General features: G+C 67.9%; 27 protein-coding genes. 8 read left to right on the plus strand and 19 right to left on the minus strand.

The genetic code is table 11. The features are described from left to right. Nucleotide 1: 1 nt before the first annotated feature. The 10 genes from nusB to FBQ73_RS06165 form a co-directional block, all read right to left on the minus strand. Nucleotides 2-481 carry a transcription antitermination factor NusB gene (gene nusB / locus FBQ73_RS06120; RefSeq protein WP_138398599.1) on the minus strand — a complete coding sequence of 160 codons (480 nt, stop codon included), beginning with the start codon at nt 479-481 and terminating at the stop codon, nt 2-4. Continuing rightward, entirely contained in the window at nt 478-975 is a 498-nt protein-coding gene (gene ribH / locus FBQ73_RS06125) for a 6,7-dimethyl-8-ribityllumazine synthase (RefSeq protein WP_138398600.1), read from the minus strand. Before ribH ends, nusB begins: the two co-directional genes overlap by 4 nt. 61 nt (nt 976-1,036) lie before the next feature. Then, nucleotides 1,037-1,648, minus strand: coding sequence for a riboflavin synthase (locus tag FBQ73_RS06130; protein WP_138398601.1), 612 nt, complete (start codon nt 1,646-1,648; stop codon nt 1,037-1,039). A 1-nt stretch (nt 1,649) separates the two neighbouring features. After that, nucleotides 1,650-2,801, minus strand: coding sequence for a bifunctional diaminohydroxyphosphoribosylaminopyrimidine deaminase/5-amino-6-(5-phosphoribosylamino)uracil reductase RibD (gene ribD, locus FBQ73_RS06135; protein ID WP_138398602.1), 1,152 nt, complete (start codon nt 2,799-2,801; stop codon nt 1,650-1,652). Further along, the gene (gene nrdR / locus FBQ73_RS06140; protein WP_138398603.1) at nt 2,798-3,349 is read right to left on the minus strand and encodes a transcriptional regulator NrdR; all 552 of its coding nucleotides are present in this window, start codon (nt 3,347-3,349) and stop codon (nt 2,798-2,800) included. Before nrdR ends, ribD begins: the two co-directional genes overlap by 4 nt. A 50-nt stretch (nt 3,350-3,399) precedes the next feature. Further along, a complete protein-coding gene (gene glyA, locus FBQ73_RS06145) occupies nt 3,400-4,713 on the minus strand; it encodes a serine hydroxymethyltransferase (RefSeq protein ID WP_281278787.1) in 1,314 nt (437 codons plus the stop codon). A gap of 175 nt (nt 4,714-4,888) precedes the next feature. Next, nucleotides 4,889-5,722: a TonB family protein gene (locus FBQ73_RS06150; RefSeq protein ID WP_138398604.1), complete on the minus strand. Its 834-nt coding sequence runs from the start codon at nt 5,720-5,722 to the stop codon at nt 4,889-4,891. Next, nucleotides 5,719-6,225 carry a TonB system transport protein ExbD gene (gene exbD, locus FBQ73_RS06155; protein WP_138398605.1) on the minus strand — a complete coding sequence of 169 codons (507 nt, stop codon included), beginning with the start codon at nt 6,223-6,225 and terminating at the stop codon, nt 5,719-5,721. Before exbD ends, FBQ73_RS06150 begins: the two co-directional genes overlap by 4 nt. Before the next feature lie 6 nt (nt 6,226-6,231). Continuing rightward, entirely contained in the window at nt 6,232-7,248 is a 1,017-nt protein-coding gene (gene exbB / locus FBQ73_RS06160; RefSeq protein WP_210236676.1) for a tonB-system energizer ExbB, read from the minus strand. Nucleotides 7,249-7,601: 353 nt separating this feature from the next. Continuing rightward, entirely contained in the window at nt 7,602-8,774 is a 1,173-nt protein-coding gene (locus tag FBQ73_RS06165) for an isovaleryl-CoA dehydrogenase (protein WP_138398607.1), read from the minus strand. Between the two features lie 230 nt (nt 8,775-9,004). Here FBQ73_RS06165 and FBQ73_RS06170 point away from each other — a divergent pair, with 230 nt between their 5' ends. Further along, the gene (locus FBQ73_RS06170; protein WP_138398608.1) at nt 9,005-9,295 is read left to right on the plus strand and encodes a GIY-YIG nuclease family protein; all 291 of its coding nucleotides are present in this window, start codon (nt 9,005-9,007) and stop codon (nt 9,293-9,295) included. 73 nt (nt 9,296-9,368) lie between these two features. Here the strand turns inward: FBQ73_RS06170 and tgt are convergent, their stop codons facing one another. The 6 genes from tgt to FBQ73_RS06200 all read right to left on the minus strand — a co-directional run bounded on the left by tgt (nt 9,369) and on the right by FBQ73_RS06200 (nt 14,146). After that, nucleotides 9,369-10,526 (minus strand): tRNA guanosine(34) transglycosylase Tgt, encoded by a 1,158-nt coding sequence (gene tgt / locus FBQ73_RS06175; protein ID WP_138398609.1) that lies wholly within the window; start codon nt 10,524-10,526, stop codon nt 9,369-9,371. Then, on the minus strand, nt 10,523-11,611 hold the full coding sequence (queA, locus tag FBQ73_RS06180; protein WP_138398610.1) for a tRNA preQ1(34) S-adenosylmethionine ribosyltransferase-isomerase QueA: 1,089 nt from the start codon (nt 11,609-11,611) through the stop codon (nt 10,523-10,525). The genes tgt and queA overlap by 4 nt, the downstream gene beginning before the upstream one ends. 42 nt (nt 11,612-11,653) lie before the next feature. Beyond that, nucleotides 11,654-12,256: an exopolysaccharide biosynthesis protein gene (locus FBQ73_RS06185; protein ID WP_210236677.1), complete on the minus strand. Its 603-nt coding sequence runs from the start codon at nt 12,254-12,256 to the stop codon at nt 11,654-11,656. A gap of 328 nt (nt 12,257-12,584) precedes the next feature. Beyond that, the gene (locus FBQ73_RS06190; protein ID WP_138398611.1) at nt 12,585-12,956 is read right to left on the minus strand and encodes a ribbon-helix-helix domain-containing protein; all 372 of its coding nucleotides are present in this window, start codon (nt 12,954-12,956) and stop codon (nt 12,585-12,587) included. A gap of 203 nt (nt 12,957-13,159) precedes the next feature. Next, entirely contained in the window at nt 13,160-13,741 is a 582-nt protein-coding gene (locus FBQ73_RS06195; RefSeq protein ID WP_138398612.1) for a DJ-1/PfpI family protein, read from the minus strand. Between the two features lie 117 nt (nt 13,742-13,858). After that, a complete protein-coding gene (locus tag FBQ73_RS06200; RefSeq protein WP_138398613.1) occupies nt 13,859-14,146 on the minus strand; it encodes an usg protein in 288 nt (95 codons plus the stop codon). 387 nt (nt 14,147-14,533) lie between these two features. Here FBQ73_RS06200 and groES point away from each other — a divergent pair, with 387 nt between their 5' ends. From groES to FBQ73_RS06215, 3 genes are all read left to right on the plus strand, one after another. Next, nucleotides 14,534-14,848, plus strand: a complete 315-nt coding sequence (groES, locus tag FBQ73_RS06205) for a co-chaperone GroES (RefSeq protein ID WP_138398614.1) — start codon at nt 14,534-14,536, stop codon at nt 14,846-14,848. Between the two features lie 68 nt (nt 14,849-14,916). Beyond that, entirely contained in the window at nt 14,917-16,548 is a 1,632-nt protein-coding gene (gene groL, locus FBQ73_RS06210) for a chaperonin GroEL (protein WP_138398615.1), read from the plus strand. A 522-nt stretch (nt 16,549-17,070) separates the two neighbouring features. Next, a complete protein-coding gene (locus FBQ73_RS06215) occupies nt 17,071-17,409 on the plus strand; it encodes a hypothetical protein (RefSeq protein WP_081437106.1) in 339 nt (112 codons plus the stop codon). A gap of 113 nt (nt 17,410-17,522) precedes the next feature. Here FBQ73_RS06215 and mfd read toward each other — a convergent pair whose 3' ends face one another. Together mfd and FBQ73_RS06225 are read right to left on the minus strand one after the other, a co-directional pair. Then, nucleotides 17,523-21,029, minus strand: a complete 3,507-nt coding sequence (gene mfd / locus FBQ73_RS06220; RefSeq protein ID WP_138398616.1) for a transcription-repair coupling factor — start codon at nt 21,027-21,029, stop codon at nt 17,523-17,525. A gap of 40 nt (nt 21,030-21,069) precedes the next feature. Further along, the gene (locus FBQ73_RS06225; RefSeq protein WP_138398617.1) at nt 21,070-21,366 is read right to left on the minus strand and encodes an FAD assembly factor SdhE; all 297 of its coding nucleotides are present in this window, start codon (nt 21,364-21,366) and stop codon (nt 21,070-21,072) included. 200 nt (nt 21,367-21,566) lie between these two features. On the opposite strand from FBQ73_RS06225, the gene cobS reads away from it, so the two are divergent. From cobS to FBQ73_RS06245, 4 genes are all read left to right on the plus strand, one after another. Next, nucleotides 21,567-22,364, plus strand: a complete 798-nt coding sequence (gene cobS, locus FBQ73_RS06230) for an adenosylcobinamide-GDP ribazoletransferase (RefSeq protein WP_138398618.1) — start codon at nt 21,567-21,569, stop codon at nt 22,362-22,364. A gap of 60 nt (nt 22,365-22,424) precedes the next feature. After that, the gene (locus FBQ73_RS06235; RefSeq protein WP_392567222.1) at nt 22,425-22,658 is read left to right on the plus strand and encodes a DUF1289 domain-containing protein; all 234 of its coding nucleotides are present in this window, start codon (nt 22,425-22,427) and stop codon (nt 22,656-22,658) included. Nucleotides 22,659-22,662: 4 nt separating this feature from the next. Next, complete coding sequence (locus FBQ73_RS06240) at nt 22,663-23,382, plus strand: retropepsin-like aspartic protease family protein (protein WP_138398619.1); 720 nt, start codon at nt 22,663-22,665, stop codon at nt 23,380-23,382. A gap of 74 nt (nt 23,383-23,456) precedes the next feature. Beyond that, nucleotides 23,457-24,383 carry a cation diffusion facilitator family transporter gene (locus tag FBQ73_RS06245; protein WP_138398620.1) on the plus strand — a complete coding sequence of 309 codons (927 nt, stop codon included), beginning with the start codon at nt 23,457-23,459 and terminating at the stop codon, nt 24,381-24,383. A 10-nt stretch (nt 24,384-24,393) separates the two neighbouring features. Here FBQ73_RS06245 and FBQ73_RS06250 read toward each other — a convergent pair whose 3' ends face one another. Further along, nucleotides 24,394-25,230, minus strand: a complete 837-nt coding sequence (locus tag FBQ73_RS06250) for an aldo/keto reductase (RefSeq protein ID WP_138398621.1) — start codon at nt 25,228-25,230, stop codon at nt 24,394-24,396. Between the last annotated feature and the right edge of the window lie 162 nt (nt 25,231-25,392).

The following is a 25,392-nucleotide window of genomic DNA, read 5'->3' on the forward strand; positions in this document are numbered from 1 at the left end:
GTCAGCCGCCCTTGAATTCGTCGGGGCGCAGGTCGTGGGCCAGCGTGTCGAGCACGGCGTTGACCATGCCGGTCTCGTCGCGATCGAGGAAGGCGCCGGCCACGTTCACATATTCGGTGATGACCACGCGGGCGGGCACGTCGGGCTTGGATGCCAGCTCGAAGGCGCCCGCGCGCAGCACCGCGCGCAGCACGGCTTCCACCCGCTTCAAGGGCCAGCCCTTGGTCAGGGCGTTGTCCACCATGGGGTCGATGCGGCGCTGGTCGTTCAGCACCCCTTCCACCACGGCGCGGAACAGGCGCACGTCGGCCTCGGGGAACTCGACGCCTTCCACCTCCTGGCCCAGCCAGTGGCTCTCGAACTCGGCGAGGATGTCGTTCAGCGGGGTCTGGGCGAGGTCCATCTGGTAGAGCGCCTGCACCGCGCCGAGGCGGGCCGCGCTCTTTTTCATGGGCTTTGCCGGGGTGTTCACGTCCTTCATGCTTCCAGCCGCCGCCGCAGGCGCAGCAGGGTGAGCGCCGCTTCTGCAGCGCCGCCGCCCTTGTTGCCTTCAGAGACGCGGGCGCGCTCCCAGGCCTGGGCCTCGGTGTCCACGGTGAGGATGCCGTTGCCCACGGGCAGCGCATGCGCCATGCCCAGATCCATAAGGCCGCGGGCGGATTCCCCGGCCACGATCTCGAAATGATAGGTCTCGCCGCGGATCACCACGCCAAGGCCGATCACCGCGTCCACCGCATTGCCGGTGATCTCGGCGGCTTCCAGGGCAATCTCGGCGGCGATGGGCACCTCCAGCGCGCCGGGCACGGTGATCACCTCCACCTCGACGCCAGCCGCCTCCAGCACGGCGCGGGCACCGGCGAGAAGCTCGTCGGCGAGGGCCTCGTAATAGCGGCCTTCCACGATGAGCACCCGGGCGCCTTCAAGCCCGGCATTGAGCGAGGCGTCGCCCGCGCTTTCCCTGCGCGTCGTGACCATGGGATGTCTCTCCAGAACCGTTTGGCACCGCGCGCGGCGCCGGAATTGGTCGCGAGGCGTACTAGGCCCGGGGGAACTCCGCAAGCCGGGCGGCATAGCGGGCCATCAGGTCCACCTCGAAATTGACCGTGTCGCCCGCCTTCACGCCGCCCCAGGTGGTGACCGCCAGGGTATGGGGAATGAGCAGACAGGAGAAGGTGTTGCCCTCCACCGTATTGACCGTGAGGGAGGTGCCGTCGAGGGCCACCGACCCCTTCGCCGCGACAAAACGGGCAAGCTGCTCCGGCACCTCGAACACGAAGCGCGTGGTGGAGCCGAGATCCTCGCGCGACACCACCTTCGCCGTGCAGTCCACGTGGCCGGAAACCATGTGGCCGCCCAGTTCGTCGCCCATCTTGAGCGAGCGCTCCAGATTGATGCGCCGGCCCTGCGACCAGCCGCCCACGGTGGTGATCGCCAGCGTCTCCGGTCCGGCGTCCACGGTGAAGAGGGTGCCGCGCGGGCCATCGGCCGTCACCGAAGTGACAGTAAGGCACACCCCCGCATGGGCGATTGAGGCGCCCACATCGATGCCCGCCGCCTCATAGGCGGTGGCAATGGTGAGGGTCTTGACCTCCCCCTTCGTCTCCACGGCGACGAGGTCGCCCATGTCGGTGACGATGCCGGTGAACATGTCAGCGTCTCCACAAGCGCACGAGTTGGTCGGCGCCCAGTTCGGCGCGCTCCACCTCGGCGAAGCCCACGGGGGCGAAAAGGCGGCCGAGGGGACGGCCGGCCAGCGCATGATAGGCATCCGGCCCCAGCAGCACCGGGCTGTGGAACACCGCCACCTCGTCCACCAGGCCCGCCTCCAGGAAGGCGGCGGCGGTGGTGGGGCCGCCCTCCACCATCAGGCGGGTGATGCCGAGCAGGCCCAGAAGCTTGAGCACCGCCGGCAGGTGCAGCCGCCCCTCGATGCCGCCGCGCGGGGCGCGCAGCACTTCCACGCCCCGCTCCATGAGGGCGGCGGCGCGCTCGGCCGGGGCATCCTCCGCCGCGATCACCCAGACCGGGACATCGCTGGCGGTGCGCACCAGGGCGCTTTCCAGGAGAATGTCGAGACCGCTGTCGAGCACGAGGCGCACCGGGGAGCGGTCCTCATGGCCTTCCAGCCGGCAGGTGAGCATGGGATCGTCCGCCGTCACCGTGCCGAGACCCACCAGGATGGCATCCGCATGGGCGCGCATGAGATGGGCCCGCGCCCGCGCCTCGGGTCCGGTGACCACCGCCGGCCGGGGTCCGGCAAAGGCCGCCTTGCCGTCGGCGGAGACCGCCATCTTCAAAAGCACATGGGGCCGGCCTTCGGTGACGCGGCGGATATGGCCAGCATGGTCGGCCAGCGCCTGCTCGGCGCCGACCCCAACCGTCACCCAGATGCCGGCGGCGCGCAGGCGGGCGACGCCGCGCCCCTTCACCCGATGGTCGGGATCCTCGATGGCGGCCACCACCCGCCGCACGCCGGCGGCGATCACCGCGCCGGCGCAGGGCGGGGTGCGACCGTGGTGGGAACAGGGCTCCAGCGTCACATAAAGCGTTGAGCCCCGGGCCGCCTCCCCCGCCTGGGCGAGGGCGATGGGCTCGGCATGGGGCCGGCCGGTGGGCGCGGTGGCGGCCGCGCCGACGATATGCGGGCGGCCGTTCACATGCTGCACCACCACGGCCCCCACCGAGGGGTTGGGCCAGGTGCGCCCAAGGCCGCTCTGGCCCACCTTCAGGGCCTCGGCCATGAACCGCTCGTCTTCCTCCGGCGAGGTGACGGGATGGGCGGACAGGGGGGACACGCTCATTCGGCGCTCCGCGGCGGCGTCTTGCCGGCGGCCTTCGGCTTGTCCCGGCCGCCTTCGGCCGCGCCCTCGGCCTTCACGTCATCGGACTGGGCCAGCTCGGGCTGGGAGAGTTCGGCCAGCGCGTTCTCGAAATCCTTGGCCTCGCGAAAGTTGCGATAGACCGAGGCGAAGCGCACATAGGCCACGTCGTCCAGCTGCTTGAGGCCTTCCATGACCATCTCGCCGATGGTCTCGGATGTGATGTCGCTGTCGCCCATGCTCTCCAGCTGGCGGACGATGCCGGACAACATGCGCTCCACCCGCTCGCTATCCACGGGACGCTTGCGCAGGGCCACATCCACGGAGCGGGCGAGCTTGTCGCGATCGAACGGCACCCGCCGGCCGGAACGCTTCAGCACCATCAGTTCGCGCAGTTGCACGCGCTCGAAGGTGGTGAAGCGGCCGCCGCAATCGGGGCAGATGCGACGGCGGCGGATGGCGGTGTTGTCTTCCGTCGGCCGGGAATCACGCACCTGCGTATCGAGACCGCCGCAATAGGGACAGCGCATGCTTCACCCTCTCCGGCGCTCAGGCATTTTCGCGCGTGAACACCCGCCCCTCAGGGATAGATGGGGAAGCGGGCGAGCAGGCCGGAGACCTTCTCGCGCACCGCGGCTTCCACCAGCGAATCCTCGTCCACCCCCTTCTGGGAGAGTACGTCGAGCACCTCGGCGATGAAGTCACCCACCTGCTGGAACTCCGCCACCCCGAAGCCGCGCGTGGTGCAGGCCGGCGTGCCGAGGCGGATGCCGGAGGTCACGAACGGCTTCTCGGGATCGAACGGGATGCCGTTCTTGTTGGTGGTGATGTGGGCGCGGCCCAGCGCGCCTTCCGAGGTCTTGCCGGTGAGGCGCTTGGGGCGAAGGTCCACCAGCATCAGGTGGGTATCGGTGCCGCCGGAGACGATGTTGAAGCCGTGGCCCTTCAGGGTCTCGGCCAGCGCCTTGGCATTCTCCACCACGTTCTTCGCATAGAGCTTGAACTCAGGACGCAGCGCCTCGCCGAAGGCCACGGCCTTGGCGGCGATGACATGCATCAGCGGCCCGCCCTGGATGCCGGGGAAGATGGCCGAATTGATCTTCTTGGCCAGATCCTCGTCATTGGTGAGGATCATGCCGCCGCGCGGGCCGCGCAGGGTCTTGTGGGTGGTGGTGGTCACCACATGGGCGTGGGGGAACGGGCTCGGGTGGGCGCCGCCGGCCACCAGGCCGGCAAAATGCGCCATGTCCACCATGAGCTTGGCGCCCACGCTGTCGGCGATGGCGCGCATCTTGGGGAAATCGATGATGCGCGGATAGGCCGAGCCTCCAGCCACGATGAGCTTGGGCTTGTGCTCGTCGGCGAGCCGCGCCACCTCGTCATAGTCGATGCGCTGGTCGTCCTCGCGCACCGTGTAGGGCACGGGCTTGAACCACTTGCCGGACATGTTGACCGGAGAGCCGTGGGTCAGGTGACCGCCGGCGGCAAGGTTGAGGCCGAGATAGGTATCGCCGGGCTGCAGCAGGGCGAAGAACACGCCCTGGTTGGCCTGGCTGCCGGAATTGGGCTGCACGTTGGCGAAGCCGCAGCCGAACAGCTTCTTGGCGCGCTCGATGGCGAGGTTTTCCGCCACGTCCACGAACTGGCAGCCGCCATAGTAGCGCTTGCCCGGATAGCCCTCGGCATACTTGTTGGTGAGCACGGAGCCCTGAGCCTCGAGCACGGCGCGCGAGACGATGTTTTCGGACGCGATCAGCTCGATCTCGTCGCGCTGGCGACCCAGCTCCGCCTTCACAGCACCGGCGATCTCGGGATCGCTCTCGGCGAGAGGGGCAGTGAAGAAGCGGTTCATGTCCTCCGAAATGGAGGAGCGGTTCGCGTCCTGCGAGGCCATGGCAGGTCTCCGGTAATGTCGGGGCACCCAGGCGGGACGCGTGTTCCAGCGGCCCTCCGGAGCGGACCCTGCGCTTAACACAGGGTCGAGGTGAAGTCCAAAGCCTGGGCATGCGGCAGGAGCGCCGCAGCCCTGCGCCGGCTACGCATGCCAACCGGAGCAGGAGGCCCTTCCCTCACCGCGTGGTGAAGTTGATGGGTACCGAGAAGGTCAGGGGCCGATTGTCCGGCGGGGCGGGAAACGGGGAAGCCCGGTAGACCAGGGCCACCGCCTCCCGGTCCAAAACCTCGTTGCCCGATGCGTTCAGCAGTCGCGCTGATGTGACGGATCCCGACGAGCTGAGCGAGATGGTGACCCGCGGTTGCCCCACATTACTGCCCTGTGAGCGCTTGTAGCGACTGATGTGCGCGAAGGCCCGCGACCGCCAGTCCGCCAGCGCCGCCGAACGCATGGCAGCGGCACCCGGCGAGGGCGCGGCCGTGGCCTGTGCCGCCGGCGCATCCGAGCGCGGCGCAGCGGTGGTCGTGGGTGCCGACGGTCGCCGCGTCGGCTTGGCGTCCTTCTTCGGCTTGTCAACCTTCTGCTTCGGTGGCTGTTTCACCTCTTCCTTTTTCGGCTCGGGCTTGGGCAGAACCACCTCGGCCTGTTCCTTGGAAGGCTCGACCTCAGGCAGCTTCTCCAGCACCTCGTTCACCACCGGCTCGGGGGGTGGCGCGGCCTCGGCCGGGATATCCGGCGCGTCGGGGACGGATTCCGGCGCCTGGACCATCTGCGGCCCGGGTGCTGCATCCTCCACCTGCTGCTGCTCGCTCACCGCGACCGGGGCGAGCTCGATCATGATTGCGGCGGGCGGGGCCGACTCACCCGCTTCCAGCTTGCGCCAGAACAGCGCAGCATAGACCGCCACCGCATGGACCGTGACGATGAACAGGGCGCCGGCGGCAAGCCGCAGCACCGTGTCGCGCACGTGGGTGCGGTCGAAATCGTGCCAGTGATGGACCGCGCTCACGGACGCGCTCCTGCGGCCGGAGCCTGGGTCGTGGTCGCAGGGGGAGTGGCCGTTTGAGGCGCGACCGCTGGGGGCATGGGCGCCGCCTCCCCCTCGAGCCCCACCAGCGCCACCTTGAGGTAGCCTGCGGAGCGCAGGAGGTTCATCACCTCCATCACGTCGCCGAAAGGAACCGCCTTGTCGGCGCGCACGAACACCCGCTGCTGGCGGTCGCCGGAGGTCTTGCCGTCGAGCGCCTGGCCGAGCAACGGCCGTTCCAGCGGATCATCCCCCAGCGCCAGCGACAGGTCCTTTTTCACGGAAAGGAACAGGGGCTTGTCCGGACGCGGCTGCGGCTGGGCGTTGGAAGCCGGCAGGTCCACCTTCACGTCGACGGTGGCCAGAGGCGCCGCCACCATGAAGATGATGAGCAGCACCAGCATCACGTCAATGAAGGGCGTGACGTTGATCTCGTGATTCTCGGCGAGGTCGTCCCCGCCGCCATGGTCGAGCTTGGCGGCCATGGTGCCTCACTCCGCAGCGGCGTGCAGGCGGCGGGGCTCCATGCCGCTGGCTGCCCGGTCGAGATCGCGGGACAGGTGGCGCATGACCTCGGCGGACGTGTCGGAGAGGCGGGCCTTCTGGGCGGCGATGGCACGGGCGAACAAGTTGTAGATCACCACCGCGGGGATGGCCGCGACGAGGCCGATGGCGGTGGCCAGCAGCGCCTCGGCGATGCCCGGCGCCACCACGGCGAGATTGGTGGTCTGCGCCTTCGAGATGCCGATGAAGGCATTCATGATACCCCAGACGGTGCCGAACAGGCCCACGAACGGGGCGGTGGCGCCGATCGTCGCGAGCACGCCGGTTCCGCCGGACAGACGGCGGCCGGCCCGCGCCTCGATCCGGCCCAGGGCGACGGCGACCCGCTCCTTGATGCCCTCCACCGGCAGCCCCTCGGAGACTTTCCATTCCGCGAGGGCGGCCTTGACAGTGGCAGCCGCTGCGCCCCGGTCCTTCGGCATGGTTGCCGCGGCGTCAAACAGCGTCGGCGCCGCCTGCAGCGCGTCAAGCGTGCGCGCCACCGCGCGGCGGGCGAAGACCAGTTCAAGCGATTTGGCGAACCACACGGTCCAGGTGACGAGGGAGGCGAAGGCCAGCCCGACCATCACCGCCTTCACCACCAGGTCGGCCGCCAAGAACATGCCCCAGGGAGACAAATCGTGCGGCAACCGTGCGTCGATGGAAGGACTTTCGTGGGCAGGAGCATGTTCCACGGCCGGAACGGGGGCCGCTACCGGCGCGGGTGCGTCCGTCGATGGGGGCGAAGCCGCCGAGGTTGGCGCCACGGAAGCGGGCTGCGCAGAGACTGGCGCTGAAGGGGCCGGTGCTGAAGAGGCGGAGGCAGGAGATGTCCACGGCTCGGTCGGCTGCGAGAAGGAGGGGCCCGGCAAAAGCACGAGGGCCAGGAAAAGCAATGCAGCGCCAGCAGGCACCCGGAACAATGCACGCCAAAACGGCATGCGCAACATCAAGCGAACAGGCATCGCGCGTCACCAATCAAATTTGCAAGACTTGCTGGCGATCCCTGGCAACGGGGTTGGCTGGCTACCCCTTTATATGCCCATTCGGCCTCGACGCTAACCCTTATGAACATCTCATGTCGGGCGGCGGCATGCCGCAGGGAGATGCGAATTGCCTTGAAACACGGTATCCAGCCATATTCCCAAGGAATATTAGCCGGTTTTGGACCCGCTCCAAATGGGGAGCACGACCGCCCGTCCGCCCATCCTGGCGAAAGCCGGTGGCCCCGCCGCATCGACCATCGTCGTTCGGGGACGTCGTTCAGGGGCGCGGCCGGAACCCGGTGCGATCCGGGTTCCGGCGCTTCCGCTCCCGCTCAGGCGGTCTTGTCGAACAATTCGCGGCCGATGAGCATGCGGCGAATCTCGCTGGTGCCGGCGCCAATCTCATAGAGCTTGGCATCGCGCAGCAGGCGGCCGGTCGGGTAATCGTTGATATAGCCGTTGCCGCCCAGGGTCTGGATGGCTTCCAGCGCCATCCAGGTCGCCTTTTCTGCCGCATAGAGGATGGCGCCGGCGGCATCCTGGCGGGTGGTGGCGCCGCGGTCGCAGGCCTTGGCCACGGCATAGACATAAGCCTTGGTGGCGTTCATGGTCACATACATGTCGGCGATCTTGCCCTGCATCAGCTGGAAGGTGCCGATGGGCTGGCCGAACTGCTTGCGTTCGTGGACATAGGGCAGGACGATATCCATGCACGCCTGCATGATGCCCGTGGGGCCGCCCGCCAGCACCGCGCGCTCATAATCGAGCCCGCTCATGAGCACGTTGACTCCCTTGCCCACAACGCCGAGCACGTTCTCCTCCGGCACCTCGCAATCCTGGAACACCAGTTCGCCGGTGTCGGAGCCGCGCATGCCCAGCTTGTCCAGCTTCTGGGCGGTCGAGAAGCCCTTGAAGCCCTTTTCCACCAGGAAGGCGGTCATGCCCTTGGGGCCGGCGGCCGGATCGGTCTTGGCGTAGACCACCAGCGTCTCGGCGATGGGGCCGTTGGTGATCCACATCTTGGAGCCGTTGAGGATATAACGGTCGCCCTTCTTGTCCGCGCGGGTGCGCATGGAGACCACGTCCGACCCAGCCCCCGGCTCGGACATGGCGAGCGCGCCCACATGCTCGCCGGAAATGAGCTTGGGCAGGTATTTGGCCTTCTGCTCGGGCGTGCCGTTGCGGCTGATCTGGTTGACGCACAAATTGGAGTGCGCGCCATAGGACAGGCCCACAGAGGCCGAGGCGCGGGAAATCTCCTCCATGGCGATGACGTGCTCGAGATAGCCGAGGCCGGAACCGCCGTATTCTTCTTCCGCAGTGACGCCGAGCAGGCCCAGCGCGCCGAGCTTGGGCCACAGGTCGCGGGGAAACTGGTTGGTTTTGTCGATCTCGGCGGCGCGCGGGGCGATCTCCGCCTGCGAGAAATCCCGCACCGTGTCACGCAGCATGTCGGCGGTCTCGCCGAGGTCGAAATCGAAGCCGGCTTGGCTGTTCGGCAGCATCTTGTATCCCTCCCACGCTCCCCGGATCTTGTTGCGCCGGGCGCAGGCGCCAGCGGGGAAGCGGCGCTAGAATAAAACGGTTGTCCGTTTATTCAATGGGGTTGGGCAGGGCTATAAAGTGGCACGGCATTTTTGGTTCCCCGGACAAGCGACGGCGCAGCCGGAGCGCCGATCCGGGGGCCAGCGCAAAACTCCGCCGCAGGCGACCTTCTTAAGATACCATCGATTTCGTGAGCACCTTTTTCGTCTACATCCTCGCCAGCCGCCGGAACGGCACGCTTTACGTGGGCGTGACGAACGATCTTGCGCGACGTATGGCAGAGCACAAGTCGGGGGCGGTAGCGGGGTTCACGCACCAATATGGCGTGACGCGTCTTGTCCATGTCGAGGTCTTCGACGACCTCGCCGCAGCCCGGGAACACGAGCTAAGGCTCAAAAAATGGCAGCGAGCCTGGAAGCTCGCGCTGATCGAGCGCGACAATCCTGAATGGCGGGATCTAGCCGACGACCTGCTGAAATAGGGAGCCTTCGGCACTCTTCTGCTGGGCCCGGATCGGCGCTCCGTCTGCGCCGTCGCTTGTCCGGGGCACATCCCTACCCCGCCCACACGGGAATATCCCCCCGCGCCCAGCCGTCCTTCACCCCCGCCACGTAGTCCCGGTACCGCCCCTCGGAGATGGCGGCGCGGGCGCCGGCCATGAGCTGCTCGTAATAATGGACATTGGCCCAGGTGAGCAGCATGGAGCCCAGCATCTCCTCGCAGCGCACGAGGTGGTGCAGGTAGGCGCGGGAATAGTCGCGCAGGGCCGGGCAGTCGCTTTCCGCATCCAGCGGACGGGGGTCGTCGGCGTGGCGGGCGTTCTTCAGATTGATGCGGCCGAAGCGGGTGAAGGCCAAAGCATGCCGGCCGGAGCGGGTGGGCATCACGCAGTCGAACATGTCGATGCCGCGCGCCACCGATTCCAGCAGGTCGTCGGGCGTGCCCACGCCCATCAGGTAGCGCGGCTTCATCGTCGGCAGATGCGGCTCCACCGTCTCGATCATGGCGAGCATGACCTCCTGCGGCTCGCCCACCGCCAGGCCGCCGATGGAATAGCCGGGGAAATCCATGTCCGCCAGCGCGCGGGCCGATTCCACCCGCAGCGCCGGCACCACCCCGCCTTGCACGATGCCGAACAGCGCCCGGCCCTTCGGCTGCGCCTCGAACGCGCGCTTCGAGCGCTCGGCCCAGCGCAAAGAGAGGCGCATGGCGCGGGCGGCCTCTTCATCCGTGCAGGGCAGGCGCACGCATTCGTCGAGCTGCATCTGGATGTCGGCGCCGAGCAGGCCCTGAATCTCCACCGAGCGCTCGGGACTCATCTCGAAATAGGCACCATCCACATGGGAGCGGAAGGTGACGCCCTGCTCGCTCATCTTGCGCAGGCTCGACAGGCTCATGACCTGGAAGCCGCCGGAATCGGTGAGGATCGGCCCGTCCCAGCGCATGAAGCTGTGCAGCCCGCCGAGCTTCGCGATCCGCTCGGCGCCGGGGCGCAGCATGAGGTGGTAGGTGTTGGCGAGGACGATGTCGGCGCCGGTTTGCCTCACCTGGTCGAAATAGAGCCCCTTCACCGTGGCCGCCGTGCCCACCGGCATGAAGGCCGGCGTGCCGATGGCACCGCGCGGCGTCGAGACGAAGCCGGTGCGGGCGGCGCCATCGGTAGCGGAGAGGGTGAAGGAGAAGGTGTCGGTGAGAGGCTGAGGGCGCGTCATGGCCCGCCTTCTGGCAGAAGCAGGCACGCATCGCCATAGGAATAGAAGCGATAGCCGGCCTGTATGGCATGGGCATAGGCGCGCTTCTGCGCCTCATGCCCCACGAAGGCGGCCACCAGCATCACCAGCGTCGAGCGCGGCAGGTGGAAGTTCGTCAACATGCCGTCTACCGCCCGGAAGCGATAGCCGGGGGTGATGAAGATGTCCGTCTCCCCCACGAAGGGGCGGATGGTGCCATCCTCCCCCGTCGCGCTCTCAATCAGCCGGGTGGAGGTGGAGCCCACGGTGAAGATGCGCCCGCCCGCGGCCTTCACAGCGTTGAGGGCGGCGGCGGTGTCGGCGCTCACTTCGCCCCATTCGGCGTGCATGCGATGGCCGGAGGTGTCCTCCGCCTTCACCGGCAGGAAGGTGCCCGCCCCCACGTGGAGCGTCACCGTGTGCATCCCGGCCCCGGTGGCGGCGATGCGGGCCAGAAGTTCCGGCGTGAAATGCAGGCTCGCCGTGGGCGCGGCCACCGAACCGGAGACGCGGGCGAACAGGGTCTGGTAATCGCTGCGGTCGCGGTCGTCCTCGGCGCGCCGGGCAGCGATATAGGGCGGAATGGGCATGTGCCCCACCGCCGTCACCGCCTCGTCCAGCGCCGCGCCCGCCATATCAAAGGCAAGGACCACCGAGCCGTCGTCTTCCTTCGCCGCGATCTCGGCATCGAGGGCGCCGAGCAGGCAGGCTCTGCCCTCCCCGCCGAAGCGCACGCGGTCGCCCACCCGCAGGCGCTTGCCCGGCTTGGCGAAGGCCTGCCAGCGGGAGGCATCGAGCCGCTTGATAAGGTTGGCCTCGATGCGCACCGCCGAGCCGCCATCCCGCTCGCGCACACCCTCAAGCGCGGCGGGGATGACGCGGGTATCATTCACCACCAGCGCATCTTTGGAGGTGATGAAACCCGGCAGGTCGCGCACCCGCAGGTCGGACAGCTCCGGCGTCCCGCCCGGACGCACCACCAGCATCCGCGCGGCATCGCGCGGCTCGGCCGGCCGCAGGGCGATGTGCTCCTCCGGGAGATCGAAGTCGAAGGCGTCAACGCGCATGGCTGGGGACTGCTGGCTCGTATGGCGGGGAAGCGGGCGGGATCAGAAGATGGCGACCGCGCCCTGATAGATGGCCCAGCTCATGCCGGCGGTGATCAGGAGCCCGAGAACCGTCGCGCCAAAGCCAGCGAGGATCACGAGGCCGTCCCGCTCCACCAGGCCGAGGCCGAAGATGCACACGGCAAAGCCGGGCGGCAAATTGCCGAGGAAAGGGATGGGCAGAAGCAGGATGAAGCCCAGCAAAACCACCGTCGCCCCCACCACGCGGCGGGCGGTGGGGCCGGCGAACTGCTCGTAGCGCGGCCGGGAGAGTTTCTCAAAGCGCTCGATCCAGGGCCGCGAGCGGGTGACGATGCTTTCCAGCATGGCCCGGGAAAAGGTGCGCCGGGCGATGCGCTCCGGCAACCACAACTCCTGCCGACCCATGGCCATCTGCAGGCCGATGAGGCCAAGGATGATGCCGCAGATCACCGGGATGCCGGGCGGCATGGGAATGCAGTTGGGGATACCGAAGATGAGGAAGAGAATGCCGAAGGCGCGATTGCGCAAGGCGTTCACGAGGTCGCCAATGGCCACCTTGTCCTCTTCCTGGGCGGCAAGGACGGCGGCGAGCAGTTCAGACGTTCGGGGCGTGCGGTGATCCAACGGGACCTCGTTTCCATGGGTCACCTAACTCTTAGCATCGCGAAAACGGCGCTGTCAGGGCATCGGGTCCGCGCGACCCTCCCGCATCCACACCATGATGCCGCCCCGCGCGCCTCTAGAGTCTGGTTGGGAATTCGAGGGGCATTGCCGCGATCACTCTCGTCATGCCCGGGCTCGTCCCGGGCATCCACGCCGAACCGCTTGCAACACCATGTGAAAGTCGCTCCCGGCCTTCCCGCGTGGATGGCCGGGACAAGCCCGGCCATGACATTAGTGAATCACCGGGGGGAGGCCAGAGCACCCATCCCAGCGAATTCCCAACGGTCCCTCACGCCGCCGACGATGGACGGCGGGCGAGGAGGGGCGTGTCGCGCTCGGCGTGGAGGATTTGGGTCACATCGAGCGCCGCCAAAGCCCCTGCCTCGGGCACGAGACCTTGCGCCCGCAGTGCCAGATAGCGCCCGCAGCACACCCGCAGGAAAGACGTGAAGTTGTCGATGTCCCGGCCGGCCTCGGCCTTCTCGTCATAGAGACGCGACAGGAGCCGGTTCACGGAGAGGCCGTCGCGCGCGGCGATGTCCTCGATCACGTTCCAGAAGAAGGCTTCCAGCCGCACGCTGGTGCTGAAGCCGTTGAGGCGGAGCGCCCGGGTCTCCTGGACCCACAGGGCGGCATCGGCCTCGCTGAACAAACGGCACATGGGATGGTCCTCCCGCTCGCCTGCGCCTGATCCCTAGACCAATCCTTTGGCGAAGCCGGCGCTGCGCTTGAGCGTACCACCGTCATCGGTCAACGACCGAGTCCGCCGGCATGAGATCGACCGGGCGGCCGGCATGCGCGCAACCCCCGCGGTGCGCGCATGCCGTATCGCCGCCCTGCGCCATCCATAACCCGATGGGCGGCTCAAAGCGAGATGGAAGTACCCAATAGGGTAAGGAACTGCGAAACAAAGGCCGGATGCGCCGGCCAGGCGGGCGCGCTCACGAGGTTGCCCTCGGTCACGGCGGCATCCACGGGAATGTCGGCATAAGTGCCGCCGCCAAGCTCCACTTCCGGACGGCAGGCGGGATAGGCCGAGCAGGTGCGGCCCTTGAGGACGCCGGCGGCGGCCAGCATCTGCGCGCCATGGCAGATGGCGGCCACCGGCTTGCCGGCGTCAAAGAAATGCCGGACCGCGTCGATCACCTCGGGATAGAGCCGCAGATACTCCGGCGCGCGCCCGCCGGGAACCAGCAGGGCGTCGTAGCTCGAAACGTCCACCTCGGCGAAGGTGGCGTTGAGGGCGAAGAGATGGCCCGGCTTTTCCGTATAGGTCTGGTGCCCCTCGAAATCGTGGATGGCGGTGGCGATCTTGTCCCCCGCCTTCTTGCCGGGGCAGACGCCATGCACCGTGTGCCCCACCGCCAGCAGCGCCTGGAAGGGCACCATGATCTCGTAATCCTCGCCGAAATCGCCGACGATCATCAAAATGCGCTTGCCCGCCATTGCCTTCTCCCCTGCTGCGCCGACGCGCGAACGCGGCCGGCGTCGAGGGAGCAAGGTTAGGACGCGAGTCGCGCGCCGGGTGTTATCCGGTTGCGACAGCTGCCGGCGCCGGAACGATCAGTTCAACAGGAACATCCCGTCCACCGTCCGCAGCTCCGCCGGCTTGATGAGCCCGCTATGGGCCACCCGCACCGAGTGGAGCCGGCCCTCGATCTCCCGCTGCCAGAACTCGAGAAATTTGTTCAGCTCGGGGAAACGCGGGCAGAGGTCGTATTCCTGCCAGAGATAGGTCTGAAGAAGTGCGGGATGGTCGGGCATCCGGTAGAGGATCTCGGCCGTGGCGAGGCCGTAGCCCTCCATCTGCAGGACGAAATCACGCGACACCTTGGACGGATGGGACACCATGGGGCACACCTCCATATCCCTGTCCCGGAACGTCTCGCCGCCAGTGCGGAGGCCGTCGGGACCAGACAACTGCATTGTCGGCTCCAAAGTTTCGGACCGCCAAGGCTAAAAATTGGTTTCTGTCTGCAAAAACAATGTTCTAGCAGCCTCGGCCCAAGACTGCTGACAGCCCCGCTGATGAAGGGGTGGGCGCTCAGAAATCAGGCGGGACGCTCCACCATTCTTGATTTCATTCGGATTTCGGCCCTGCTAGCACTCGGTATCCACGAGTGCTAAATTTTTTTCGCCACCCTCTTGCGGGACGAAAACCGCGGTCTTAGATCGCGATCGGGCCGGGTGCTTTAGGCCCGGCGCCTTGAATTGAAGCATCGAACCGGAGGTTTCCCGATGGGTTTCCGTCCTCTGCACGACCGCGTGGTTGTGAAGCGCATCGAAGCCGAGCAGAAGACTGCCGGCGGCATCATCATTCCCGACAGCGCCAAGGAAAAGCCCCAGCAGGGCGAAGTCGTCTCGGTGGGCCCGGGCGCCCGCAACGAGAAGGGCGAGCTGGTCGCCCTCGACGTGAAGGCCGGCGACCTGGTGCTGTTCGGCAAGTGGTCGGGCACCGAGGTGAAGATCGACGGCCAGGATCTCCTGATCATGAAGGAGAGCGACATCCTCGGCGTGCTCGACGTTTCCGCCAACGCCCAGAAGGCCGCCTGAGTCAGCCCGGCTGACCGCGGTTTTCATCCACACCCCGTCTTCCGTCCCAATCTGAAGGAGCAGGCCACATGGCTGCCAAGGACGTAAAATTCTCCGTTGATGCGCGCGACAAGGTTCTGCGCGGCGTCGACATCCTCGCCAATGCCGTGAAGGTCACCCTCGGTCCCAAGGGCCGCAACGTGGTGATCGAGAAGTCGTTCGGCGCCCCCCGCATCACCAAGGACGGTGTGTCGGTGGCCAAGGAAATCGAGCTTGAGGACAAGTTCGAGAACCTCGGCGCCCAGCTGGTGCGCGAAGTCGCCTCCAAGACCAATGACCTCGCCGGCGACGGCACCACCACGGCCACCGTGCTGGCCCAGGCCATCGTCCGCGAAGGCGCCAAGGCGGTTGCCGCCGGCATGAACCCCATGGACCTGAAGCGCGGCATCGACCTCGCCGTGGACGCCATCGTCAAGGACCTGGCCGCCAACTCGCGCAAGGTGACCTCCAACGACGAGATCGCCCAGGTCGGCACCATCTCCGCCAACGGCGACGCCGAAGTCGGCAAGTTCCTCGCCGAGGCCATGAAGAAGGTCGGCAACGAGGGTGTCATCACCGTCGAGGAAGCCAAGACCGCCGAGACCGAGCTCGACGTGGTCGAGGGCATGCAGTTCGACCGCGGCTACCTCTCGCCCTACTTCGTGACCAACGCCGAGAAGATGCGCGTTGAGTTCGAGGAGCCCTACATCCTCATCAACGAGAAGAAGCTCTCCGGTCTCCAGGAGCTGCTGCCCGTGCTCGAGGCGGTGGTGCAGTCGGCCCGTCCGCTGCTGATCATCGCCGAGGACGTGGAAGGCGAGGCCCTCGCCACCCTCGTGGTGAACAAGCTGCGCGGCGGCCTGAAGGTCGCGGCCGTGAAGGCTCCCGGCTTCGGCGATCGCCGCAAGGCCATGCTGCAGGACATCGCGATCCTGACCGGCGGCACCGTGATCTCCGACGATCTCGGCATCAAGCTCGACAGCGTGAACCTCTCCATGCTCGGCCGCGCCAAGAAGGTGGTGATCGAGAAGGAGAACACCACCATCGTCGACGGCTCCGGCGACAAGGCCGACATCGAGGCCCGCATCGCCCAGATCCGCGCCCAGATCGAGACCACCACCTCCGACTACGACCGTGAGAAGGCGCAGGAGCGCCTTGCCAAGCTCGCCGGCGGCGTCGCCGTGGTGCGCGTGGGCGGCTCCACGGAAGTGGAAGTCAAGGAGAAGAAGGACCGCGTCGACGACGCCCTGCACGCCACCCGCGCCGCGGTGGAAGAAGGCATCGTCCCCGGCGGCGGCGTGGCCCTGCTGCGCTCCATCAAGGCGCTCGAGGGCCTGAAGGTCGACAATGCCGATCAGAAGACCGGCATCGAGATCGTCCGCCGCGCCATCCAGGCTCCCGCTCGCCAGATCGTCCAGAACGCGGGTGACGACGGTTCCGTGGTGGTGGGCAAGATCCTGGAGTCCTCGGACTACAGCTTCGGCTACAACGCCCAGACCGGCGAATATGTGGACATGGTGAAGGCCGGCATCATCGACCCCACCAAGGTCGTGCGCACCGCCCTTCAGGACGCGGCCTCCGTGTCCGGCCTGCTCATCACCACTGAGGCGCTCATTGCCGAGCTGCCGAAGAAGAACGCCCCCGCGGCCCCGGCCATGCCGGGCGGCGGCATGGACTTCTGAGGTAGAGCAGGCGTCCGACGCCGCCCGGCGAGTTTTTGCGTAACGCAAACCGGCAACAGCCGGTTTGCTCGGGCGGCGGCATGGACTTCTGAGGTAGAGCAGGCGTCTGACGCCGCCCGGCGAGTCTTTGCGTAACGCAAACCGGCAACAGCCGGTTTGCTCGGGCGGCGGCATGGACTTCTGAGGTAGAGCAGGCGTCTGACGCCGCCCGGCGAGTCTTTGCGTAACGCAAACCGGCAACAGCCGGTTTGCGCGGGCGGCGGAGCAACCTTGAGTGAGAACGGCCGGGCCCTATGCCCGGCCGTTTCGTTTTGCGCGACAGGCGTCGCACTGCCGTACATCGGCACCCCATCTTCTCCCTTCAACTCCCGCTGATCCCTCCCCTGACACCATGGCGGGTGCCCCGCGGGCAGGCTATGGTTGAGCAGGGAGAGCAGACCAAATGCCCCGTAGGTCGCGCACCCGGCCGGGATGGCATGTCCGTCCGGCCATCGGGAAGTGTCGAGCACGAAAGGATCAGTCATGAAGACGACCATTGTCGCGGCAGCCCTCGTTCTGGCGCTGGGCGCCACCGCCGTGTCAGCGCAAGGCGTGGTGAAGGGCGCCGAGCAGGGCGCCAACAAGGGTGCCGAAGTGGGCGACAAGGCGGCCGGGCCGGTCGGCACCGCCGTTGGCGGCACGGTGGGTGGCGTCGGCGGCGCCGTCACCGGTGGCGTGGCCGGCGGCGTGAAGGGCACCGGCGAAGGCGCCAAGGAAGGTGCCCGCGCCGGTGAGAAGGCGGCAGGCCCCGTGGGTGCTGTGGTTGGCGGCACGGTCGGCGCCGTGGGCGGCGCCGTCGGCGGCGTGCTCGGCGTCAAGTAGGCCGAACGCCTCCCGGCACAGCCGGAGCGGCAGGACAACAAGACCCGCCGCGGCGTCGCCCCGGCGGGTCTTTTAACTTCGGCAGCCTCACGGAGGCGGGCCTGGAGCCCCTCTCAGAGCGCCTTCTTGCCGGCCAGCGCGGCGAGCTTCTTCAGCACCACCAGCGTGCCCTTCAGCCGGGCCTCGGCGGTGGGCCAGTCACGCAGAAACACCACCTTGAAGTCGGGTCGCACCTTGGCCTGGTTGCCCTCCTGCCCGATGAGCTTCACCAGGCCCGAGGGGTCGGCAAACTCGTTGTCGCGGAAGCCCAGCACCACGCCCTTGGGGCCGGCGTCCACCTTCTCCACATTGGCCTTGCGGGCCAGCGCCTTGATCTGAGTGAGCTTCAACAGCTGGCCCACCTCTTCCGGCGTGGGGCCGAAGCGGTCCACCAGCTCCGCCCCGAAAGCGTCGATCTCGCCATCGTCCTGGATGTCCGCGAGGCGGCGGTAGAGGGCGAGGCGCACATGGAGGTCGCCCACATAATCCTCGGGGATCAGCACCGGCATGCCGATGGTGATGTTGGGCGACCACTTGTCGTCCACATAGTCGGTGATGCCGGCCTTGAGGTGAGCAATCGCCTCCTGCAGCATCTCCTGGTACAGCTCGTAGCCCACTTCCTTGATGTGGCCGGACTGCTCGTCGCCGAGCAGATTGCCCGCGCCGCGGATGTCGAGGTCGTGGCTCGCCAGCTGGAAGCCGGCGCCCAGCGTCTCCAGCGATTGCAGCACCTTGAGCCGCCGCTCCGCCTGTACCGTCATGGGCTTGCTCGCCGGAACGGTGAAGATGGCATAGGCCCGCGCCTTGGCCCGGCCGACGCGGCCGCGCAGCTGGTACAGCTGGGCGAGGCCGAACATGTCGGCCCGGTGCACGATCAGCGTATTGGCATTGGGCACGTCGAGGCCCGATTCCACGATGGTGGTGGAGAGCAGCACATCATATTGGCCGTCATAGAAGGCGGTCATGATGTCTTCGAGCGCACCGGCGGCGAGCTGACCATGGGCCACCGCCACCTTCACCTCGGGCACCGAGGCAGCCAGGAACTCGCGCACCTCGCCGAGATCCTCGATGCGCGGCACCACATAGAAGCTCTGGCCGCCGCGATAGCGCTCGCGCAGCAGCGCCTCGCGCACCACCAGCGGATCGAACGGCGTGATGAAGGTGCGCACCGCGAGGCGGTCCACCGGCGGCGTGGCGATGATGGACAGTTCGCGCACCCCGGTCATGGCGAGCTGCAGGGTGCGGGGGATGGGGGTGGCGGTGAGGGTCAGCACATGCACCTCGGCCCGCAGTTGCTTCAGCCGCTCCTTGTGGGAGACGCCGAAATGCTGCTCCTCGTCCACGATGACAAGCCCGAGGTCCTTGAAGCTGATGGCCTTGCCGAGCAAGGCATGGGTGCCGACCACGATGTCCACCGTGCCGTCGGCGATGCCCTTCTTCACGGCGGTCAGGTCTTTGCCCGTCACCATGCGCGAGGCCTGGGCCACGTTCACCGGCAGCCCCTTGAAGCGCTCGGAGAAGGTCTTGTGGTGCTGGCGGGCGAGCAGCGTGGTGGGCACCACCACCGCCACCTGCTTGCCGGACAGCGCCACCGCGAAGGCGGCGCGCAGCGCCACTTCCGTCTTGCCGAAGCCCACGTCGCCGCAGATCAGCCGGTCCATGGGGTGGCCGGAGGCGAGGTCGTCCAGCACCGCGTCGATGGCGGCGTCCTGGTCGTCGGTCTCCTCGTAGGGGAAGCGGGCGCGGAACTCGTCATAAAGGCCCATGGCCGGCACCAGCTTGGGCGCCTCGCCGAGCTGGCGCTGGGCGGCGATCTTGATGAGTTCGGACGCCATTTCGCGGATGCGCTTCTTCATCCGCGCCTTGCGTGCCTGCCACGCGCCGCCGCCGAGCTTGTCGAGCTGGGCCTCGGTGTCCTCCGAGCCGTAGCGGCTCAGCAGTTCGAGATTCTCCACCGGCAGGAACAGCTTGTCGCCGCCGGCATAGTGGATCTCCAGGCAGTCGTGGGGCGCCCCCATGGCCTCCACGGTCTTCAGGCCGATGAAGCGGCCGATGCCGTGGTCCACATGGACAACCAGATCGCCGGCGGTGAGCGCGGTCAGCTCCGTGAGCACGTCCTGCGGGCGGCGGGCCTTGCGCTTGGGGCGCACCAGCCGGTCGCCGAGGATGTCCTGCTCGCCGATCACGGCGAAGTCCGGCGTCTCGAAGCCCGCCTCCACCCCGAATACGGCGAGCGCCGCCTGGGTTTTCGGCAGCGCCGCGAGGCTGTCGAAGCGGGAGATGGCGGCGAGGCCCTTCAGCCCATGGTCGGCCAGCACCGTGCCCAGCCGCTCGCGCGAGCCCTCGGACCAACCGGCGAGGATCACCTTTTTGGACTTCTGCAGCTCGCGCACATGGGTGATGGCGGCGTCGAAGACATTGGCCTCCGGCTCCGCCCGCTCGGCGGCAAACGAGCGGCCCTGCACGCCGCCAAGATCGATGACCCGGGCGTCCGCCCCCTCCGGCGCAGCGAAGGGGCTGAGGCGGGCGAGGCTGTGGCGAGCCAGCCGCTTGTTCCATTCCGGGCCGGCCAGATAGAGCCGGTCCGCCGGCAGGGGATTGTAGATGGTGCCGCCACCCAGCTCCTGCCCGCCCTTTCGGGCGTCGTAATAATCGGCGATCTGGGCGATGCGCTCGCCGCCCGCCTCTTCCGCCAGCGGATCGAGCAGCAGCGTGCCGCCTTCCAGATAGTCGAAGAGGGTGTCCATGCGCTCGTGGAACAAAGGCAGCCAATGTTCCATGCCGGCGTGGCGGCGGCCTTCGCTCACCGCCTCATAGAGGGTGTCGCCTTTGCGGGCGGCACCGAACTCGGCCACATAGGCCATGCGGAAGCGGCGCATGGTGTCGGTGGTCAGCTGGAACTCGGCCATGGGCACCAGTTCCAGGGAGCGGACCTGGCCGGTGGTGCGCTGGGTCTCGGGATCGAAGGCCCGGACGGTCTCCAGCGTGTCGCCGAAGAAATCGAGGCGAATGGGCGCATCGAGGCCCGGCGGGAACAGGTCGATGAGGCCGCCGCGCACCGCATATTCGCCGGTGTCGCGCACGGTGGAGGTGCGCAGGAAGCCGTTCTGCTCGGCCCATTGGGTCACGCCCTCGAGGTCGATGGCATTGCCCGGCGCCGCCACCAGCGATTGCGCCGCCACCAGACCCTTGGCCGGCACCCGCTGCACCGTGGCGTTCACGGTGGTGAGCAGCACGCAGGCATTGCCGCCCTTGACGCGGGCAAGCTTCGCGAGGGTCGCCATGCGCCGGGCCAGGATGGATGGGTTGGGCGAGGCGCGGTCATAGGGCAGGCAATCCCAGGAGGGAAAGCTCAGCACCTCCAGCTCCGGCGCGAAGAAGGCGAGACCCCGCTCCACCGCCGCCATGCGCTGGCCATCCCGGCAGATGACGGTGAGGCTCGGCCAGGGTGCATTCTTGCGCCCGGCAAGGGAGCGGGCAAGGTCCGCCACCACCATGCCCTCCATGCCGTCCGCGACGCGGGAGAGGATGAGCGGCCGGCCTTCGGCCAGCGCATCGGCAAGGAGCTGGGGACGCTTCACGAGGGTACTCCGGGATCAAAAAGCAGGCGGCGTGGCGCAGTCAGGCCGGCAGGCCGCGTCCGGACAGATGGAAGTCGCAGATCTTGCGGAACAGCGGCGTGTCGAATTCCGCCGGGGTCGGCTCGCTGGCGCTGATCCAGGAGAAGACCTTCTGGTCATCGGGCTCCAGCAGCGCCTCGAAGGCGTCGAGCTCGGCGTCGGAGAGGCTCTCGATCTCCACATTGGCGAAGCCGCCCAGGATGAGGTCCATCTCGCGCATGCCGCGATGCCAGGCGCGGAACAGGATGCGACGTCGGCGCTCGTCCAGACCGTCGCTGGACCTCGTTAAGCCGGTCATGATCTCGATGCCTCCAAAGCACGGCGTCGGCCGGGCCAGAAGGCCCGTCCGTGCCCGGCATATAGGGGCATGGGCCCCGGTTTGGCCAGTGGGGCGCGCTGGCGCGGGGTGCCGCCCCTTGACCCCGGACGCAAGACAGGGTCCCAAGGGCGGGCGGCGGGTGTGACCCGGCGCGCCCCGCCACGGCCAGCCGGAACGCCATGCAGCTCGATCGGATCGGAAAAGACCTCGTCGCCGCCCTGCGCTTCTATTCGCGGCTGCCCATCCCCGCCCGGCGCGATGACCCCGACGCCTTCGCCATGCCCGATATCAACCGCATCGCCTACGCCATTCCGCTGGCGGGCGCGGTCATCGGGCTTATCGGCGCGCTGGTGCTCATGGGAGCGCTGGCGCTGAAGCTGTCGGCGTTCCTCGCCGCCGCTCTGGCGGTGACAGCCCTCGTGCTGGCCACCGGCGCCTTCCACGAGGATGGACTGGCCGACACGGCGGACGGCCTCGGTGGCGGGCGCGACAAGGCCCATCGCCTCACCATCATGCGCGACAGCCGGATCGGCACCTATGGCGGCTGCGCCCTCATCATGGCCCTGCTGCTGCGGGTAGCGGCCCTGGAAGCCCTCGTCGCCTCGGCCGGCATGGTCCGCGCGGCGCTGGCGCTGGTGGTGGCGGAGGCGGCCTCGCGGGCGGCGGGGGTGTTGCTGATCCTCGCCTTGCCCCCCGCCCGCACCGATGGCGCCGGCGCCGCGTTCGGGCGCCCCTCGGAATCGGCGGGACTTGCCTGCGGCCTCGTCGCCGCGCTGCTGGTGGTGGTCATTCTGGTGCCGGGCTTCGGCATCAGCACGGCCTTTGCCGGCCTCATCGCCCCGCTGGTGGCCCTGTTTGCCATGATGCGTCTGTCGGGCCGGCTCATCGGCGGGCAGACCGGGGACGTGGCCGGCGCCACCCAACAGGTGGCGGTGATTGTCTTCCTCCTCGGGGTGCTTATCTTTCCCGGCAGGTGAGGCGGGACGCGAGTCGCCACCGCCGGCTTTTATTGATCGAACCCAACGAGCGCCGCGCCATTGACGTTGAGACCGCCCGGACAGACGCCTGACGCGGACGCCATCGCGACACCGTGTGTCAAGCTGTGCGCCATCGAGCCCCTGAGCGGACTGTGCCTCGGCTGCGGTCGCTCGCTGCGCGAGATCGGTGCCTGGATGTCCTATTCGCCCGCCACGCGCGCCGCCATCATGGCCGCCCTCCCCCAGCGCCTCGCCCGGGTCAAGGCTGAAGTGCGCGACAGCGCACCGGACTGAAGCCATGCGCAGCGACCGTCTCCTTTGGATGCTGCTGATCGGCCTGCTGGGCGGGGTAGTGGTGCTCGCCGTCCACCACGAGCAGGGCGAGGTGGCGGGCATCGACCTCGACCAGTTCGGCGCGCTGGTGAGCCAGCTTGCCATCGCCATCTTCATCGGCGCCGGGCTGTGGTCGGTGGTGCGTGGCCGCATCGGCGAATCCCTCGTGGCGGCCGCCTTCTGGGTGGTGCTCGCCGCCCTGCTGGCCCTCGGCTACACCTATCGCGAGCCCTTGAAGCAGGTGGGCCAGCGGGTGCTGGCCGAAGTGGCGCCGGGCTATGCGGTGAACGTCGCCCAGTCGGGCAGCGTCGCGGTGGAGGTGACGCGCGCGAGCGGCGGCGATTTCGGCGTGCGCGCCGCCATCAACGGCACCAGCGTGAACATGTTGGTGGATACCGGCGCCTCCTCCGTGGTGCTGACCCACGAAGCGGCGAAGGCGGCCGGCCTGCCGGTGGACTTCCTGAAATACGACGTGCCGGTGGACACCGCCGGCGGCCGCACCAAGGCAGCCGGCGTGGTGCTCGACAACATCATCATCGGCGGCATCGTGGAGCGCCGCGTGCCGGCCTTGGTCTCCCCGCCCGGCATGCTGCGCACCAGCCTGCTCGGCATGAGCTTCCTGTCGCGCCTCCAGGCCTTCGAGTTCCGCGGCGACCGCCTGCTCATGCGTGGCGGCGACCGGTAAGGCGCCCTTCCGTTTTACGTCCGTACCGCCATGGCTTACCGTCGCAAGACAAAATCCCCGCGTGAGTCGTTGCCATGCGTATCCCGAGCGTCACGGACCGGCAGAAGGAACGCGCCGTCCTGCTGGCGGTCCTGCTCGATCTCGGCCTGTTCCTGCCCTATGCGGTGACGACGGCCCACACCGGCTCCCTCGCCATGCTGGCGGAAATCCTGCGCGGCGGGCTGCTGCTGGTGGTGGAAGGCACCGCCTATCTGGCGTTGCGTGCCGTGCATCGCGGCCAGACCCACTTCTACGATTTCGGCGTCGGCAAGCTGGAGCGGATGTTCTCCATCGTCATCGGCGCCCTGTTGCTTCTCGCGGCGGTGTTCGTGCTGGTGAAGGTGCTGCATGGCTCCGAGCCGGAGGCTCTGCCGCCGTTCTGGGCGGCCGCCGCCATGGTGCTGGTGCTGGCGAACCTTGCGGCCAACGTCATTCCGCTCGTCCCGCTCTGGCGCGCGACCCGCGCGGGCACCTCCATCATTGTCCTCTCCCAGTTCCGCGCGCGCATGGCCAAGGCTGCAGCCTCAGTCACCGTGGTGACCTGCGTCGCCATCGACGTGCTGATGCCCGATACGGTGGTGGCAGAGATGGCCGATGATTTCGGTGGCCTGGTGGGCGCGGCCTTCATGCTGGTGGTGGGCGGGCGGATGATCTCCGAATCCCTGCCCGACCTGCTGGACCGGGCCCTCGCCGAGCCGGTGCAGATGAAGGTGAACAGCGCGCTGGCCGCCTTCTTTCACCAGTATGAGCAGCTCACCTGCGTACGCACGCGCAAGTCCGGGGCGGTGGCCCATGTGGAAATTACCCTGGGCTTTTCGCCGAGCCGAACCATGGCGGATGTCGGCGCAGTGACCACCGGGTTGCGCCAGGCCCTTGAAGCGGCCATCCCGGAGGCCGATGTGGTGGTGATCGCCGAGGCTTCGACCCTACCGCGCCGCGACGACCTCGCGCCGGCGTCCTGAGCAGAACCGTTCAGAGCATCTCAAGCCCCACCTTGCGGCGCGGCGCCGGGAAGGCGCGGTCGATGGTGGCAAGGTCCTCCGCATCGAGCACGAGGTCGTGGGCCGCCGCATTCATCTGCACATGGGCAATGCGGCTCGCCTTGGGAATGGCGATCACGTCGCCGGCCCGCATCACCCAGGCCAGCGCCACCTGGAACGGGTCAACACCGTGCTTCTTCGCCACCGCGCCCAGCGCTCCGCCCCGCGGCAGGCGGGCCTGCTCGATGGGGCTGTAGGCCATGGCCGGAATGCCGGCTTCGGCGAGGAAGGGCAGCAGATCGAATTCCGGCCCCCTGCGGCTGGGATTATAGAGCACCTGGTTGGCGGAGCAGGCGTGCCCGCCTGGTGCCGCCAGCAGTTCCTCCATGTCGTCGGTGTCGAGATTGCTGACGCCCCACAGGCGGATCTTGCCCGCCGCTTGCAGCGCCTCGAACCCGGCGATGGTCTCCTTCAGCGGATGGCTACCGCGCCAGTGCAGAAGGTAGAGGTCGATCACATCGGTCTTCAGCCGCTTCAGGCTGCGCTCGCAGGCGGCCTGGACCCCGGCCCGGCTGGCATTGTGGGGATAGACCTTGCTGACGAGGAACACCTCACCGCGCCGGCCGGCCACGGCCTCGCCCACCACCTCTTCCGCGCCGCCGTCCGCATACATCTCGGCGGTGTCGATGAGGGTGAGGCCGAGGTCGAGCCCCGCGCGCAGGGCGGCCACCTCCTCTGCCCGCTCGGGCGCGCTCTCGCCCATGTACCAGGTGCCCTGGCCCAGGGCCGGCACGGTTTCGCCGTTGGGGAGGGTGACGGTCTTTGGCATATGGTATTCCAACATTGATTTTCGCGGCGACCTTAAGACCTGCGAGCGATCGGCGGAAGAGCATAACCCGTTGCGTCAACTCAGCCATGATCCCGGCTTCGGGGGTGTTCACCATGGGTCAAGCCGCCAAAGGCGCTGCCATTGCCCGTGCTTGCCTTGTGC

It is taken from the genome of Xanthobacter autotrophicus (assembly GCF_005871085.1).
Classification (GTDB): domain Bacteria; phylum Pseudomonadota; class Alphaproteobacteria; order Rhizobiales; family Xanthobacteraceae; genus Xanthobacter; species Xanthobacter autotrophicus.